The 15772-nt window shown below is 59.2% G+C and carries 13 protein-coding genes and 1 tRNA gene; all 14 read left to right on the top strand.

Going from position 1 to position 15772, the window contains the following annotated elements; translation table 11 throughout:
* Nucleotides 1–95: EF-Tu C-terminal domain-related protein (locus K328_RS27060; protein ID WP_084608033.1), on the top strand; the 95-nt coding region annotated here is incomplete at its 5' end.
* 70 nt (nucleotides 96–165) lie between these two features.
* Nucleotides 166–241, top strand: a tRNA-Trp gene (locus K328_RS0100745).
* A 67-nt stretch (nucleotides 242–308) separates the two neighbouring features.
* Nucleotides 309–506, top strand: a complete 198-nt coding sequence (gene secE, locus K328_RS0100740; RefSeq protein ID WP_028464340.1) for a preprotein translocase subunit SecE — start codon at nucleotides 309–311, stop codon at nucleotides 504–506.
* Between the two features lie 4 nt (nucleotides 507–510).
* Entirely contained in the window at nucleotides 511–1041 is a 531-nt protein-coding gene (gene nusG / locus K328_RS0100735) for a transcription termination/antitermination protein NusG (RefSeq protein WP_028464339.1), read from the top strand.
* 82 nt (nucleotides 1042–1123) lie between these two features.
* Nucleotides 1124–1552, top strand: a complete 429-nt coding sequence (rplK, locus tag K328_RS0100730) for a 50S ribosomal protein L11 (protein ID WP_028464338.1) — start codon at nucleotides 1124–1126, stop codon at nucleotides 1550–1552.
* 4 nt (nucleotides 1553–1556) lie between these two features.
* Entirely contained in the window at nucleotides 1557–2255 is a 699-nt protein-coding gene (rplA, locus tag K328_RS0100725) for a 50S ribosomal protein L1 (protein WP_028464337.1), read from the top strand.
* A 288-nt stretch (nucleotides 2256–2543) separates the two neighbouring features.
* A complete protein-coding gene (rplJ, locus tag K328_RS0100720) occupies nucleotides 2544–3056 on the top strand; it encodes a 50S ribosomal protein L10 (protein WP_028464336.1) in 513 nt (170 codons plus the stop codon).
* A gap of 49 nt (nucleotides 3057–3105) precedes the next feature.
* On the top strand, nucleotides 3106–3486 hold the full coding sequence (gene rplL, locus K328_RS0100715) for a 50S ribosomal protein L7/L12 (protein WP_028464335.1): 381 nt from the start codon (nucleotides 3106–3108) through the stop codon (nucleotides 3484–3486).
* 237 nt (nucleotides 3487–3723) lie between these two features.
* Nucleotides 3724–7905: a DNA-directed RNA polymerase subunit beta gene (gene rpoB / locus K328_RS0100710; protein WP_028464334.1), complete on the top strand. Its 4182-nt coding sequence runs from the start codon at nucleotides 3724–3726 to the stop codon at nucleotides 7903–7905.
* A 131-nt stretch (nucleotides 7906–8036) separates the two neighbouring features.
* Nucleotides 8037–12215, top strand: coding sequence for a DNA-directed RNA polymerase subunit beta' (gene rpoC / locus K328_RS0100705; protein WP_028464333.1), 4179 nt, complete (start codon nucleotides 8037–8039; stop codon nucleotides 12213–12215).
* 455 nt (nucleotides 12216–12670) lie between these two features.
* Nucleotides 12671–13042 carry a 30S ribosomal protein S12 gene (gene rpsL, locus K328_RS0100700; RefSeq protein WP_028464332.1) on the top strand — a complete coding sequence of 124 codons (372 nt, stop codon included), beginning with the start codon at nucleotides 12671–12673 and terminating at the stop codon, nucleotides 13040–13042.
* 11 nt (nucleotides 13043–13053) lie between these two features.
* Nucleotides 13054–13524, top strand: coding sequence for a 30S ribosomal protein S7 (gene rpsG / locus K328_RS0100695; protein ID WP_028464331.1), 471 nt, complete (start codon nucleotides 13054–13056; stop codon nucleotides 13522–13524).
* Between the two features lie 23 nt (nucleotides 13525–13547).
* Nucleotides 13548–15623, top strand: a complete 2076-nt coding sequence (gene fusA / locus K328_RS0100690) for an elongation factor G (RefSeq protein ID WP_028464330.1) — start codon at nucleotides 13548–13550, stop codon at nucleotides 15621–15623.
* A gap of 56 nt (nucleotides 15624–15679) precedes the next feature.
* On the top strand, nucleotides 15680–15772 hold a 93-nt coding region (locus tag K328_RS26545; protein WP_205620562.1), incomplete at its 3' end, for a GTP-binding protein.

Here is a 15772-nt window from a genome sequence, read left to right as displayed (position 1 = left end):
TCGCGCCGATTGCCATGGATGAAGGCCTGCGCTTCGCTATCCGCGAAGGTGGCCGCACCGTTGGCGCCGGCGTCGTTGCCAAAATCGTCGAGTAAGATTTGAATAACAGGCTGCCGCCCTGCCTCTCAGCATGAGAGATTGGGGCGGCAACTTGCAGCGCGGTATAGGAGTGTAGCTCAATTGGTAGAGCACCGGTCTCCAAAACCGGGGGTTGCGGGTTCGATCCCTGCCACTCCTGCCACGCTTCACTACAGTTGATTTCATTCTGCCGGGGCGCTATACAGCCCGGCTGACAGAAACGGATCACGATGGTAAAGGTCTCTCCGGCGCAGTTCGTCCGGCAGGTTCGCCAGGAAGTATCCAAGGTGACCTGGGCGAGCCGCAAGGAAACGGGTGTGGGCACCATGATGGTTTTCATCATGGTGACGCTTGCGTCTATCTTCTTTTTCCTCGTCGATGGCGCGCTGTCGTGGGGTGTGAAATTTATATTGGGTTTGGGGGCTTAGGCCATTGGCACCGCGTTGGTACGTCCTCCATGTCTATTCCGGCTTCGAGAAGAAGGTCGCGCAATCAATTCGCGAGCAGGCAGCCGCGCATGAGATGGAAGACCTGATCGAAGAAGTTTTGGTTCCGACCGAGGAAGTCGTGGAAATGCGACGCGGCGCGAAAGTGAACGCTGAGCGCAAGTTTTTCCCGGGCTACATCCTCGTGAAGATGGAGTTGACCGATCAAAGCTGGCACCTGGTTCAGGACCAGCCGAAGGTTACCGGTTTTCTCGGCAGCAAGGGCAAGCCCCAGGCCATCTCCAGGTCCGAGGCCGAGAGGATCATCAAGCAGGTCGCCGAAGGTGTGGAGCGGCCGAAGCCCTCCGTCATCTTCGAGATCGGCGAGCAGGTACGTGTTTCCGACGGACCGTTCGCGTCCTTCAACGGATATGTTGAGGATGTGGACGAAGAAAAATCCCGTCTCAAGGTTGCGGTGTCGATTTTTGGACGGTCGACACCCGTCGAGCTGGAATACACCCAGGTCGAAAAGATCTAACGTTCAAATTGATGTTCGCGTGGGAGGTCTTCCTGAAAACCTTGGGAGCCCGCACCACCCGGCACTATGAGAGGTAAGTACAATGGCGAAAAAGATCGCTGGCTACATCAAGCTGGAGATCAAGGCCGGTGAGGCGAATCCGTCTCCGCCGGTCGGCCCGGCGCTGGGTCAGCGCGGGCTTAACATCATGGAATTCTGCAAGGCGTTCAACGCGGCTACCGGCAACCTTGAAAAAGGCATGCCGATCCCGGTCGTGATCACCGCTTATCAGGACCGTACGTTCTCGTTCGTGACCAAGACTCCGCCGGCAAGCTTCTTCATCAAGAAGGCCGCGAAGCTTCCGAAGGGCGCGAGCAACCCGAGCAAGGAAATCGTCGGCAAGATCACCATGGACCAGGTCCGTGAGATCGCCGAGACGAAGATGCCGGATCTGAACGCCGTCGATCTTGAAGGCGCATGCCAGATGATCCGCGGTTCCGCCCGTTCCATGGGCGTTGAGGTTGTGGAGTAAGACGATGGCGAAACTGGGTAAGCGTCTCAAGGGCGCCTATGAGAGCGTCGATCGGCTGAAGCTGCACGCTCTCGACGAAGCTGTGAAACTGGTCAAGAACGGCGCCAAGGCTAAGTTCGACGAGACCGTCGAGATCTCCATGAACCTCGGTGTTGACCCGCGTCACGCCGATCAGATGGTTCGTGGCGTTGTCGCCCTGCCGCACGGCACGGGTAAGGACGTTCGCGTCGCGGTTTTCGCGAAAGATGCGAAAGCTGACGAAGCGCGTGAGGCTGGTGCCGAAATCGTCGGTTCGGATGACCTGATGAAGGAAATCCAGGATGGCCGGATGGATTTCGACCGTGTCATCGCGACGCCGGACATGATGGCCCTCGTCGGTCGTCTCGGTAAGGTGCTGGGCCCGCGCGGCCTGATGCCGAACCCGAAGCTCGGTACAGTGACCCCGGACGTGGCTGCTGCCGTGACGGCCGCTAAAGCCGGTCAGGTCGAGTTCCGCGTCGAGCGTGCCGGTATCGTTCATGCCGGCATCGGCAAGGCCAGCTTCTCCGAGGAGCAGCTGCTCGAGAATGCGAACGCATTTGTTGATGCGATCACCCGCGCGAAGCCGACAGGTGCCAAGGGCACTTACGTTCAGCGTATCGCGCTTTGCTCCACGATGGGGCCGGGTGTGAAAGTGGATACCTCTATACTGGGCGCTTCCTAGTATTGAGTGTGATTTCCGGTGCCTGTAAGGGCGCGGGAAACAGGGGCCGGCCTTCGGATCGGCCCTGACCTGTCCGAGACTACGGGTGCCAAAGCGGCTTCGGCCACGGCGGCTTAATCTTCCCGTACAGACAGGGGTGAAAACGGAATTCGATCCCGGTATGCCGGGTCAGACTAACGTTTGAGCTTCTGGGACAGGCGAACCGGGCCGACGGGCATGGTGTTCGTCGGTTCATGTGCAAAGGGGGCTTCGGCATTGTGCTGAGGCCCGCAGATGCGGAGATGATCAGTGAACCGTACTGAAAAAGCGGCTCTGGTCGAGACCCTGAACAAGACCTTTTCGGATTCCGCGCTCGTCGTGGTTACCCATCAGGTCGGTCTGACTGTCGATGAGGTCAATGACCTTCGCGGCAAGATGCGTTCAGCAGGGGCCCGATACAAAGTCACGAAAAATCGGATCGCTCGTCTCGCTCTGAAAGGCACGGAGTACGAAAACCTTGAAGCGTCCTTCACGGGTCCGACGGCGATTGCTACGTCAGAAGATCCGGTTGCCGCTGCCAAGGTTGCCGTCGAGTTCGCCAACGCCAACGAGAAACTGTCCATTGTCGCCGGGGCTCTCGGCACAAAAATGCTCGATGTCGAGCAGGTCAAGGCTCTCGCCAAGTTGCCGTCTCTCGACGCACTGCGTGCAAAGCTGCTGGGCTTGCTGCAAGCCCCGGCGACCAAGGTCGCTGGTGTTCTGCAGGCACCTGCCGGTCAAATGGCTCGGGTGCTTTCCGCCCGTGGCAGTCAAGAGGGGTGAGTGGGCGTTCCACTCCGTTTAACGAAGCTCAAGTCTGGAGTATTTACTAATGGCTGATCTTGAGAAGCTTGTTGATGAGCTTTCCAAACTGACGGTCCTCGAAGCGGCCGAACTGTCCAAGCTGCTTGAAGACAAATGGGGCGTTTCCGCTGCTGCTCCGGTTGCTGTTGCAGCCGTTGCAGGTGGTGGCGATGCCGGTGGTGCCGCTGCAGAAGAGAAGGACTCCTTTGACGTTGTCCTGATGGCTGCTGGCGACAAGAAGATCAACGTGATCAAAGAAGTTCGCGCGATCACCGGTCTCGGCCTGAAAGAAGCCAAGGATCTCGTCGAAGGTGCACCGAAGCCTGTGAAGGAAGGTGCTTCCAAGGACGAAGCCGAAGAGCTGAAGAAGAAACTCGAGGAAGCTGGTGCGACCGTCGAGCTGAAGTAACGCCTTGGCGTTACTCTGGAATACGGGTGGGGTGCGGGCGCGTCGGTAGACGCGCTCGTCGCCCTGCCCTTTTCCTGTTCTTACCGTTGCTGCCTCGGCATCAGCGGTAAGGCTAGGAGACCGGTTTCCCCGGTCAGGCTGATAAGGCGGTTCTCGCGGCGGGCGCGGGAGCCATGGAGCGGACGGATACCCGTCCCGACCGCTCCTGTTCGAACGAAAGGTGGGCGAGGTTTGACCATGGCGATTTCCTCCGTTGGTTCCTTCACCAGTCGCAAGCGTGTGCGCAAGGATTTCGGGCGCATTTCCGAAGCGTCCCCAATGCCGAATCTCATTGAGGTTCAGAAAAGCTCCTACGATCTGTTCCTGCAGAAAGACGTGTCGATTGAAGACCGGCAGGTTCTGGGGCTCCAGGAAGTCTTCAAGTCGGTTTTCCCGATCAAGGATTTCTCTGAGCGCGCAATGCTCGAGTTCGTCAGCTATGAGCTCGAGACGCCGAAATATGACGTTGAGGAATGCCAGCAGCGCGGAATCACTTTCGCGGCGCCGCTCAAGGTGACCCTGCGTCTCGTCGTCTGGGACGTCGAGGAAGAGACCGGCTCCCGCTCCATCCGCGATATCAAGGAGCAGGACGTCTATATGGGCGACATGCCGCTGATGACGAAGAACGGTACCTTCGTGATCAACGGCACCGAGCGTGTCATCGTCTCCCAGATGCACCGGTCCCCGGGCGTGTTCTTCGACCATGACAAGGGCAAGACCCACTCGTCCGGAAAGTTTCTCTTCGCAGCCCGCGTGATCCCGTACCGCGGCTCCTGGCTCGATTTTGAATTCGATGCCAAGGATATCCTTTATGTGCGCATCGACCGTCGCCGCAAGCTGCCAGCGACCACGCTGCTGCTGGCGCTGATGAGCGACCAGGCTGAAGCCTATCTGAAGCAGTGCCACGAGACCGGTGTCGACGTGGACCGCTCTCAGGTGACCGGCCTCACCGCCGAGGACATCCTCAGCTACTTCTACGAATCCATCACCTTCAAGAAGAACGGCGAAGGCTGGAAAACCGCTTTTGACGTTTCCCGCCTGCGCGGCCAGAAGCTTACCCGCGATCTGGTCGATGCGGATTCTGGCGAGGTTGTTGCCTCGCTCGGTGACAAGATGACCCCGCGACTGGGACGCAAACTGGCTGAAGCCGGCCTCAAGGACGTTTACGTCCCGAGCGAAGAGCTGATCACCCAGTACATCTCGATCGACATCATCAATCCGGACACTGGCGAAATCATCGTCGAGGCCGGTGACGAGATCACCGAGGAGCTGCTCGAGACGATTGCCGAAGCAGATATTGAAGAGCTGCCGGTGCTGGCAATCGATCACATGACGGTCGGTGCCTACCTGCGCAATACGCTGGCGATGGACAAGAACACCACCCGCGAGGAAGCGCTGGTCGATATCTACCGGGTCATGCGCCCGGGTGAGCCGCCGACCCTCGAGACTGCGGAAAACCTGTTCAACGGCCTGTTCTTCGATTCCGAGCGCTACGACCTTTCTGCGGTCGGCCGGGTGAAGATGAACGCGCGTCTCGATCAGGAAACCGACGATCAGCTGCGTACCCTGCGCAAGGACGACATCCTGGCGATCCTGAAAATCCTGGTCGACCTGAAGGACGGCAAGGGCGATATCGACGACATCGACCATCTCGGCAACCGCCGTGTCCGGTCCGTCGGCGAGCTGATGGAGAACCAGTATCGTGTCGGTCTGCTGCGCATGGAGCGGGCGATCCGCGAGCGGATGAGCTCGGTCGAGATCGATACCGTGATGCCGCATGACCTGATCAATGCGAAGCCGGCGGCGGCTGCTGTCCGTGAATTCTTCGGCTCCTCGCAGCTGTCCCAGTTCATGGATCAGACCAACCCGCTCTCCGAGATTACCCACAAACGCCGTCTTTCGGCGCTTGGCCCGGGCGGCCTTACCCGTGAGCGTGCAGGCTTCGAAGTGCGTGACGTGCACCCGACCCACTATGGCCGGATCTGCCCGATTGAAACGCCTGAAGGCCCGAACATCGGTCTGATCAACTCTCTCGCCACCTATGCCCGCGTCAACCAGTACGGTTTCATCGAGACCCCGTACCGCAAGGTTGTCGAAGGCACTGTGACCGACGATGTCCGTTACATCTCCGCGATGGAAGAAGGCCGGTACACGGTGGCCCAGGCCAACGCCCCGGTCGACGACAACAACCGTTTCGTCGAAGAGCTCATCCCGGTTCGCCGTCAGGGCGACTTCGGTCTGGCCCGTCCGGAAGATATCGATCTGATCGACGTCTCGCCGAAGCAGCTGGTATCCGTTGCCGCGGCGCTCATTCCGTTCCTCGAGAACGATGACGCCAACCGCGCGCTGATGGGCTCGAACATGCAACGGCAGGCGGTGCCGCTGGTGAAAGCCGAAGCGCCGTATGTTGGCACCGGCATGGAAGCCCGCGTCGCGCGCGACAGTGGCGTGACCATCGTCGCCAAGCGCTCCGGCATTGTCGATCAGGTGGACGCGACACGTATTGTTGTCCGTGCGACTGACGCGACGGCCAGTACGGAAAGCAACGTCGACATCTACTCGCTGTTGAAGTTCCAGCGCTCGAACCAGAACACCTGCATCAACCAGCGTCCGCTGGTGAAGGTTGGTGACCGGGTTCAGTCCGGCGACATCATGGCTGATGGCCCGTCCACGGATCTGGGCGAGCTCGCGCTCGGCCGTAACGTGCTCGTCGCCTTCATGCCTTGGAATGGCTACAACTTCGAAGATTCGATCCTGATCTCCGAGCGCATCGTCCGTGACGATGTCTTCACCTCGATCCATATCGAGGAATTCGAGATCATGGCCCGCGATACCAAGCTGGGTCAGGAAGAAATCACACGCGACATTCCGAATGTCGGCGAAGAAGCCCTGAAGAACCTCGACGAAGCCGGTATCGTCTATATCGGTGCCGAGGTGAACCCGGGCGATATTCTCGTCGGTAAGGTGACGCCGAAGGGCGAAAGCCCGATGACGCCGGAAGAAAAGCTCCTCCGTGCGATCTTCGGTGAAAAGGCTTCTGACGTCCGTGATACGTCCCTGAAGGTTCCGCCGGGGGGCACAGGTACGGTCGTTGAGGTCCGCGTCTTCTCCCGCCGTGGCGTCGACAAGGACGAACGTGCTCTGGCCATTGAACGGTCGGAAATCGAGCGCCTTGCGAAGGACCGTGACGACGAGCGGAAAATTCTGGAGCGTGGCTTCTTTGCCCGTCTGAAGGAACAACTGCTCGGTCAGAAGTCGGTCGAGGGTCCGAAGGGCTTCAAGGGCGGCGTCGAGATTACCGAAGCAGTGCTCGCCGAATACACCCAGGGCCAGTGGCGTCAGTTCTCCGTCGAAGACGAATCCCGGATGGAATATCTGGAAGGGATCAAGGGCGAGTTCGACAAGAGTGTCGAAGAGCTCCAGTCACGCTTCGACAACAAGGTCGAAAAGCTGCAGCGCGGTGACGAGCTGCCGCCGGGCGTCATGAAGATGGTCAAGGTCTTCGTCGCGGTGAAGCGCAAGCTGCAGCCGGGTGACAAGATGGCCGGCCGTCACGGCAACAAGGGTGTCATTTCCAAGATCAACCCGGTCGAGGACATGCCTTATCTCGAGGACGGTACCGCCGTCGACATCGTGCTCAATCCGCTTGGCGTGCCAAGCCGCATGAATGTCGGGCAGATCCTTGAAACCCACCTCGGTTGGGCGTCGCATGGCCTTGGGCTGCAGATCAACGAGATGCTGTCCGACATCCACAACACGGCCAAGACCGGCGGCTTCAAGGCGCTGTTCGAGAAAGTGTACGGCGAAAAGCAGTACAAGGCCGAGATCGAGCCGCTGGATGACGGCGAGATTCTTGAACTCGCCGGCAACCTCAGCCGCGGTGTGCCGATGGGTACGCCGGTGTTCGATGGCGCCAAGGAAGACGACATTGTCGCCATGCTGGACACGGCGGGTCTCGACTCCACCGGTCAGGTTACCCTGATCGATGGCCGGACCGGCGAGGTGTTCGATCGGAAGGTGACCGTCGGCTACATCTACATGCTGAAATTGCACCACTTGGTGGATGACAAGATCCACGCACGGTCAATTGGCCCGTACAGCCTTGTTACCCAGCAGCCGCTGGGTGGTAAGGCGCAGTTCGGTGGTCAGCGTTTCGGGGAAATGGAGGTCTGGGCCCTGGAAGCCTACGGCGCTGCATATACCCTGCAGGAAATGCTGACGGTGAAATCGGACGATGTGTCCGGCCGGACCAAGGTGTACGAGGCGATTGTTCGCGGCGACGACAATTTCGAGGCGGGTATTCCGGAATCCTTCAACGTTCTCGTGAAGGAACTCCGCTCCCTCGGTCTGAATGTCGAGCTCGGACAAGACCAGCAGTAAGCCATTCCGGGTGGTCTCTTCAGAGGCCGCCCGGTTCTATCCTCCCGGGTGCGGACTTGCCGTACCCGGCCGCGTCGCCCACACTATGGTAAGTCGGCGCACAACGTCCCAGTGACGTAAGGAGATGCTTGATGAACGAGTTGATGAACATCTTTGGTCAGCCGTCCGGCCCACAGAGCTTTGATCACATCCGGATCGCTATCGCGAGCCCGGAGCGGATCCGCTCATGGTCATTCGGTGAAATCAAGAAGCCCGAGACCATCAACTACCGGACCTTTAAGCCGGAGCGCGATGGCCTGTTCTGCGCCCGGATCTTTGGCCCGATCAAGGACTACGAATGCCTGTGCGGCAAGTACAAGCGGATGAAATACCGCGGCATTATCTGCGAGAAGTGCGGTGTTGAAGTCACGCTCTCGAAGGTACGCCGCGAGCGGATGGGCCATATCGAACTGGCCTCCCCGGTTGCCCACATCTGGTTCCTGAAGTCTCTGCCGAGCCGCATCGGTCTGTTGCTCGACATGACCCTGAAGGATCTGGAGCGGATCCTCTATTTCGAGAGCTTCTGTGTCGTCGAGCCGGGACTGACGCCGTTCAAATACCGCCAGCTCCTCAGCGAAGAAGATTTCTACGACGCGCAGGACGAGTACGGCGAGGATACCTTCAAGGCCATGATCGGCGCCGAGGCGCTGAAAGAAATGATGGTCAACCTCGATCTTGACGAGGAGAAGGAAACCATTCGCGAAGAGCTGCGGACAACCGGTTCCGAAGCCAAACGCAAGAAGCTCGTCAAGCGTCTGAAGCTGATCGAGGCTTTCGAGGAGTCTGGCTGTCGTCCGGAATGGATGATCCTCGACGTGATCCCGGTCATTCCGCCGGAACTGCGCCCGCTGGTTCCCCTGGATGGAGGCCGTTTCGCTACCTCCGATCTGAACGATCTCTATCGTCGGGTGATCAACCGGAATAACCGTCTGAAGCGGCTGATCGAGCTGCGTGCGCCGGACATCATTGTCCGCAACGAAAAGCGTATGCTGCAGGAATCCGTCGATGCCCTGTTCGACAACGGCCGCCGGGGCCGGGTCATCACCGGCGCCAACAAGCGCCCGCTGAAGTCCCTCTCCGACATGCTGAAGGGTAAGCAGGGTCGCTTCCGTCAGAACCTGCTTGGCAAGCGCGTCGATTATTCCGGCCGTTCGGTCATCGTCGTCGGCCCGAGCCTGATGCTGCATCAGTGCGGGTTGCCGAAGAAGATGGCGCTCGAACTGTTCAAGCCGTTCATCTATTCGAAGCTAGAGCTCTATGGCCTCGCCAGCACCATCAAGGCTGCAAAGCGGATGGTGGAGAAGGAGCGTCCGGAAGTCTGGGATATCCTCGAAGAGGTTATCCGCGAGCATCCGGTCATGCTGAACCGTGCACCGACCCTTCACCGTCTCGGTATCCAGGCTTTCGAGCCGGTGCTGATCGAAGGCAAGGCGATCCAGCTGCATCCGCTGGTCTGTACCGCGTTCAACGCCGACTTCGACGGTGACCAGATGGCGGTCCACGTACCGCTTTCCCTGGAAGCCCAGCTCGAAGCGCGCGTGTTGATGATGTCGACCAATAACATCCTCAGCCCCGCGAACGGTAAGCCGATCATCGTGCCGTCTCAGGACATCATTCTGGGTCTCTACTATTTGACGATTGAGCGTGAGAGCATGCCGGGTGAGGGCATGGTCTTCTCTGAAATGGCCGAGATTGAGCACGCGCTGAATGCCGGCGCGGTGAATCTGCACACCAAGATCCACGCCCGTGTCGAAACATTCGACGAGACCGGTGAAGAAGTGACCAAGCGGGTTGAAACCACGCCGGGTCGCCTGAAGATCGCAGAGCTGCTGCCGAAAAACCCGAACCTTCCCTTCACTGTCATCAACAAGCTGATGACGAAGAAGGAAGTGCAGAGCGTTATCGATCAGGTCTATCGCCACTGCGGTCAGAAGGACACGGTGATCTTCGCCGACCGTCTGATGACCCTCGGTTTCGGTCATGCCTGCCGCGCCGGTATTTCGTTCGGCAAGGACGATCTGATCATCCCGGACGCTAAGCAGGAACTGGTCGATGAGGCCCATTCCGAGGTGAAGGAATTCGAGCAGCAGTATCTCGACGGCCTGATCACCCAGGGTGAGAAGTACAACAAGGTCATCGACGTCTGGTCCCGTTGCACCGATGCGGTTGCCGAGAAGATGATGGAGCACATGTCCAACGAGGAGCCGGGCAAGCCCGTCAACTCGGTCTGGATGATGGCCCATTCCGGTGCCCGTGGTTCTGCAACGCAGATCAAGCAGCTCGCCGGCATGCGGGGCCTGATGGCCAAGCCGTCTGGTGAGATCATCGAGACGCCGATCATCTCGAACTTCAAGGAGGGCCTGACCGTCCTTGAATACTTCAACTCTACCCACGGTGCCCGTAAGGGGCTGGCCGATACCGCGTTGAAGACCGCGAACTCCGGTTACCTGACCCGCCGTCTGGTCGACGTCGCCCAGGATTGCATCATCACCGAAGAGGATTGCGGCACCGAGCGCGGCATCACGGTGAAGGCTGTTGTCGAAGGCGGCGAAGTGATCGATCCGCTGAGTGAGCGTATCCTTGGCCGGACCTGTGCGGACGAACTGATCGCTCCGCTGACGGGCGAGAAGATTGCGGATGCGACGACCATCATCGACGAGCCGCTGGTTGACGCGATCGAGCGTGCCGGTATCGACCAGGTGCGCCTGCGTTCGGTGCTGACCTGCGATAGCAAGGTCGGCGTTTGCGCCAGCTGTTACGGTCGTGACCTGGCCCGTGGTACCCGCGTCAATATCGGTGAAGCGGTCGGCGTCATTGCCGCCCAATCCATCGGTGAGCCGGGCACACAGCTGACCATGCGGACCTTCCATATCGGCGGTGCGGCCCAGCGTGGTGCCGAGCAGTCGAGCATCGAAGCCGCGTTCGACGCCAGTGTGAAGGTGTTGAACCGGAACGTTGTGACGAACTCCGAAGGCATCCTGATCGTGATGAGCCGGAACACGGAAGTGATCCTGCAGGACGACCAGGGCCGTGAGCGCGCCCGTCACCGTATCCCGTACGGCTCCCGTCTGTTCGTCGATGACGAGCAGATCGTGAAGCCGGGCGACAAGATCGCCGATTGGGATCCGTACACGATTCCGATCATCACCGAGCGGGAAGGAACGGCGCACTATGTCGACCTCGTCGACGGTGTTTCCATGAACGAAGTCACGGACGAAGCAACGGGTATCGCTTCACGCGTGGTCATCGACTGGAAGCAGCAGCAGCGTGGTGGCGACCTGCGTCCGCGGGTTACCCTGCGGGACGAGAAGGGTGAGGTCATCGAGTTGGCCAACGGTCTCGAGGCTCGCTACTTCATGTCTGTCGACGCCATCTTGTCGGTTGATAATGGTGCACAGGTTCGTGCCGGCGACGTGCTGGCCCGTATCCCGCGGGAATCTTCCAAGACCCGCGATATCACGGGTGGTCTGCCGCGGGTTGCGGAACTCTTCGAGGCTCGCAAGCCGAAGGATTACGCGATTATCAGCGAATCCGAAGGTCGCGTTGAATTCGGCAAGGACTACAAGACCAAACGCCGGATCATGGTTGTGCCGCAGGAGGCCGAGAAGGAAACGGTCGAATATCTGATCCCGAAGGGCAAGCACCTAGCGGTTCAGGAAGGCGACTTTGTTCAGGTCGGCGATCTGTTGATGGACGGTAACCCTGTCCCGCATGACATTCTGAACGTTCTTGGTGTCGAGGCACTCGCTGAGTACATCATCAACGAGATCCAGGACGTTTACCGACTGCAGGGCGTGAAGATCAACGACAAGCATATTGAAGTGATCGTCCGTCAGATGCTGCAGAAGGTCGAAGTCTCCGACGCCGGCGATACCACGCTGCTGATTGGCGAGACCGTCGACCGGGATGAGTTCGACGAGGCGAACGAAAAGGCTCTCGCCGAAGATCTTCGTCCGGCGAAGGCGATCCCGATCCTGCATGGTATTACCAAAGCATCCCTGCAGACCCGGTCCTTCATCTCCGCCGCGTCCTTCCAGGAAACCACCCGCGTCCTCACCGAGGCGGCAGTTTCCGGCAAGAAGGATCAGCTCGAAGGCCTGAAGGAAAACGTCATCGTTGGTCGTTTGATCCCGGCTGGTACCGGCAGCGTGATGAATCGCCTGAAGCGCATCGCCGCCGATCGCGACCGGGTGTTGGCTCCGGCAAAGGAAGAAGCTCCGGCGATTGCGGAAGCAGCCGAGTCGGAGGCGCAGGCCCCAGCCGCGGAATAAGACACGGCGCGAAAGCGCGAAACATCGTTCGAGTCGAACGCAGACGGCGCCCGGATTACCTTCCGGGCGCCGTTGTCTTTCCGGCCGGAGCTCGACTTCGGCATACGAGGGACGGAATCTTGCGCGAAAAGCCTTAACCGGGTTCGGGTATTTCCTTGGAAAGCCCGGATCTAGTGGCTTTCCGATCTGCAGACAGCAAATAGGCGCTATGCGGAAAAAAGCGGGATTCAGTCCTTGACCGCACAAGGGTGCGTCAATAGTATCCGCCAGCCTTTGGAGGCTGGTGGTGACAAGGATGTCGGTAACGGCACGTTTGTTCAGACGCAGTCTCGGCGAAACGCTTGAACACTAGGTTCGAATTCGAACGCCGCGCAAAGAAATGGTTGGCCGGCAGGGCGGTGCCCTGGGGCCGATTGTTGTTTGCATAATTGTTTTAAGTCGAGAGGGTCGACTGAATGCCGACGATCAACCAGCTGATTCGGCAGGGCCGTAAGGCTCCTGTCGAGCGCAATAAAGTACCTGCGCTGGAAGCCTGCCCGCAAAAGCGTGGCGTGTGCACGCGCGTTTACACAACGACGCCGAAAAAGCCGAACTCCGCGCTTCGTAAAGTCGCGCGTGTCCGTCTTACCAACGGCTTCGAGGTCACTAGCTACATTCCGGGTGAAGGCCACAACCTTCAGGAACACTCCGTCGTGATGATCCGCGGCGGCCGTGTGAAGGATCTTCCCGGTGTGCGCTATCACATCATTCGCGGCACGCTGGATACCCAGGGTGTCAAGGACCGCCGTCAGCGCCGCTCGAAATACGGCGCGAAGCGTCCTAAGTAAGGAGAGACCGGATGTCCAGACGTCACCGCGCAGAAAAACGCGAGGTCCTTCCCGACGCCAAGTTTGGCGACGAAGTGGTCTCAAAGTTCATGAGCTGCCTCATGTATGACGGCAAGCGGTCCGTGGCTGAAAGCATCGTTTACGGTGCCTTTGATCGCGTCGAGGCCCGTACCGGCCAGGCGCCGGTCGCCGTGTTCCACGAAGCGCTCGCCAACGTGAAGCCGACTGTTGAAGTTCGTTCCCGCCGTGTCGGTGGTGCGACCTATCAGGTGCCGGTCGAAGTTCGCACCGAGCGGGCGCAGGCGCTGGCTATTCGTTGGACCATCGACGCAGCGCGCAAGCGCTCTGAAAACACGATGGTTGATCGGCTTTCCGGTGAGCTGATGGATGCCGTGAACAATCGCGGCGCCGCAGTGAAGAAGCGTGAAGACACGCACCGTATGGCTGACGCCAACAAAGCATTCTCGCATTACCGCTGGTAACCCAGGGATTTTGGACGGACGCCATGGCTAGGACACATCCGCTCGAGCGCTATCGTAATATCGGCATCATGGCTCACATCGATGCTGGTAAGACCACGACCACGGAACGCGTGCTGTATTACACAGGCCGTTCCTACAAGATCGGTGAGGTCCACGACGGCGCCGCCACGATGGATTGGATGGAGCAGGAGCAGGAGCGGGGGATCACGATCACCTCGGCTGCGACGACCTGTTTCTGGAACGATCATCGGGTCAACATCATCGATACACCGGGTCACGTTGACTTCACGATTGAGGTCGAGCGTGCGCTTCGGGTTCTCGATGGCGCGGTTGCCGTGTTCGACTCCGTTGCCGGTGTCGAGCCGCAGTCTGAAACGGTCTGGCGTCAGGCGGACAAGTATCATGTCCCGCGGATCTGCTTCATCAACAAGATGGATCGCATCGGCGCTGACTTCTATCGCTGTGTCGACATGATCATCGATCGCCTTGGTGCGACCCCGCTGGTCATGCAGATGCCGATGGGGTCCGAGTCCGATTTTGTCGGTATCGTCGATATCCTGAAGATGAAGGCCGTTCGCTGGCTGGACGAGAGCCTTGGTGCCGAGTTCGAGATCATCGATATTCCGGACGACCTGAAAGCCAAGGCCGAAGAGTACCGCGCCCAGCTCATCGAAACTGCCGTCGAGCAGGATGATGCCGCGATGGAAGCGTATCTCGAGGGTACCGAGCCGGATGAGGCGACCCTCAAGGCCTGCATCCGTAAGGGTACCGTTACGGGCGCTTTCGTTCCGGTGACCTGTGGTTCCGCGTTCAAGAACAAAGGTGTTCAGCCGCTCCTCGACGCCGTTGTCGATTATCTGCCGAGCCCGCTTGATGTCGGCGCCGTCAAAGGCGTTGCCATGGATGGCGAAACGGTGATCGAGCGCAAGCCGTCCGATGACGAGCCGTTTGCCGGCCTCGCCTTCAAGGTCATGAATGATCCGTTCGTTGGCACTCTGACCTTCGTCCGTGTCTATTCGGGTGTGCTTGAAACAGGTACGTCGACCCAGAATACGGTCAAGGATCAGCGCGAGCGCGTTGGCCGCATGCTTCTCATGCATTCCAACAGCCGTGAAGACATCAAGGAAGCGCGCGCTGGTGACATTGTTGCCATCGCCGGCCTGAAGAACACCACGACCGGTGACACCCTGACCGAGCCGACCAAGCAGGTCATCCTGGAGCGCATGGAGTTCCCGGATCCGGTCATCGAAGTCGCGGTCGAGCCGAAGACCAAGAGCGACCAGGAAAAGATGTCGACCGCTCTGCAGCGCCTCGCGGCCGAGGATCCGTCCTTCCGCGTGTCCGTTGACCACGAAAGCGGCCAGACGGTGATCAAGGGTATGGGTGAGCTTCACCTCGAGATCCTGGTTGACCGTATGCGTCGCGAATTCAAGGTCGACGCCAATGTTGGCGCGCCGCAGGTTGCCTATCGTGAGACGATTACGAAAACCGCTGATATCGACTACACCCACAAGAAGCAGACCGGTGGTTCCGGTCAGTTCGCCCGGGTGAAGATGACGTTTGCTCCGGCTGAAACCGGCGAAGGCTTTGTCTTCGAGAACAAGGTCGTCGGCGGTAACATTCCGAAGGAATACATCCCTGGCGTCGAAAAGGGCCTGAACAGCTCCAAGGATAGCGGTGTTCTCACCGGTTTCCCGGTCATCGACTTCAAGGTCACGCTGACTGACGGTGCGTCCCATGATGTCGACTCCAGCGTGCTGGCGTTCGAGATCGCGGCCCGTGCCGCCTTCAAGGAAGGCATGCAGAAAGCCGGACCCCGGCTTCTTGAGCCGATCATGAGTGTCGAGGTTGTGACGCCGGAAGACTATATGGGCGACATCATCGGCGATCTGAACAGTCGTCGTGGTCAAGTGGGCGGTATGGATCAGCGCGGAAATGCGCGCGTGATCGAAGCCATGGTCCCGCTGGCCAACATGTTCGGTTATGTGAATACCCTGCGCTCGATGAGCCAGGGACGTGCGCAGTATACCATGCAGTTCGACCACTATGAGCAGGTGCCTCAGGCTGTCGCGGATGAAGTCCGCGCCAAACTGGCCTAATGCTCCGCTGGTGTCGGTAACGAAAACGAAGAACAAAAGGTACGGAGCCTAGAACGATGGCGAAGGAAAAGTTTGAGCGGAATAAGCCGCACTGCAACATTGGCACGATCGGCCATGTTGATCACGGCAAGACGTCTTTGACGGCAGCG

Source organism: Nisaea denitrificans DSM 18348, from assembly GCF_000426505.1.
GTDB lineage: Bacteria > Pseudomonadota > Alphaproteobacteria > Thalassobaculales > Thalassobaculaceae > Nisaea > Nisaea denitrificans.
Note: the sequence above shows the minus strand (reverse complement) of the source record. Positions and strands in the feature narration are given on the sequence as shown.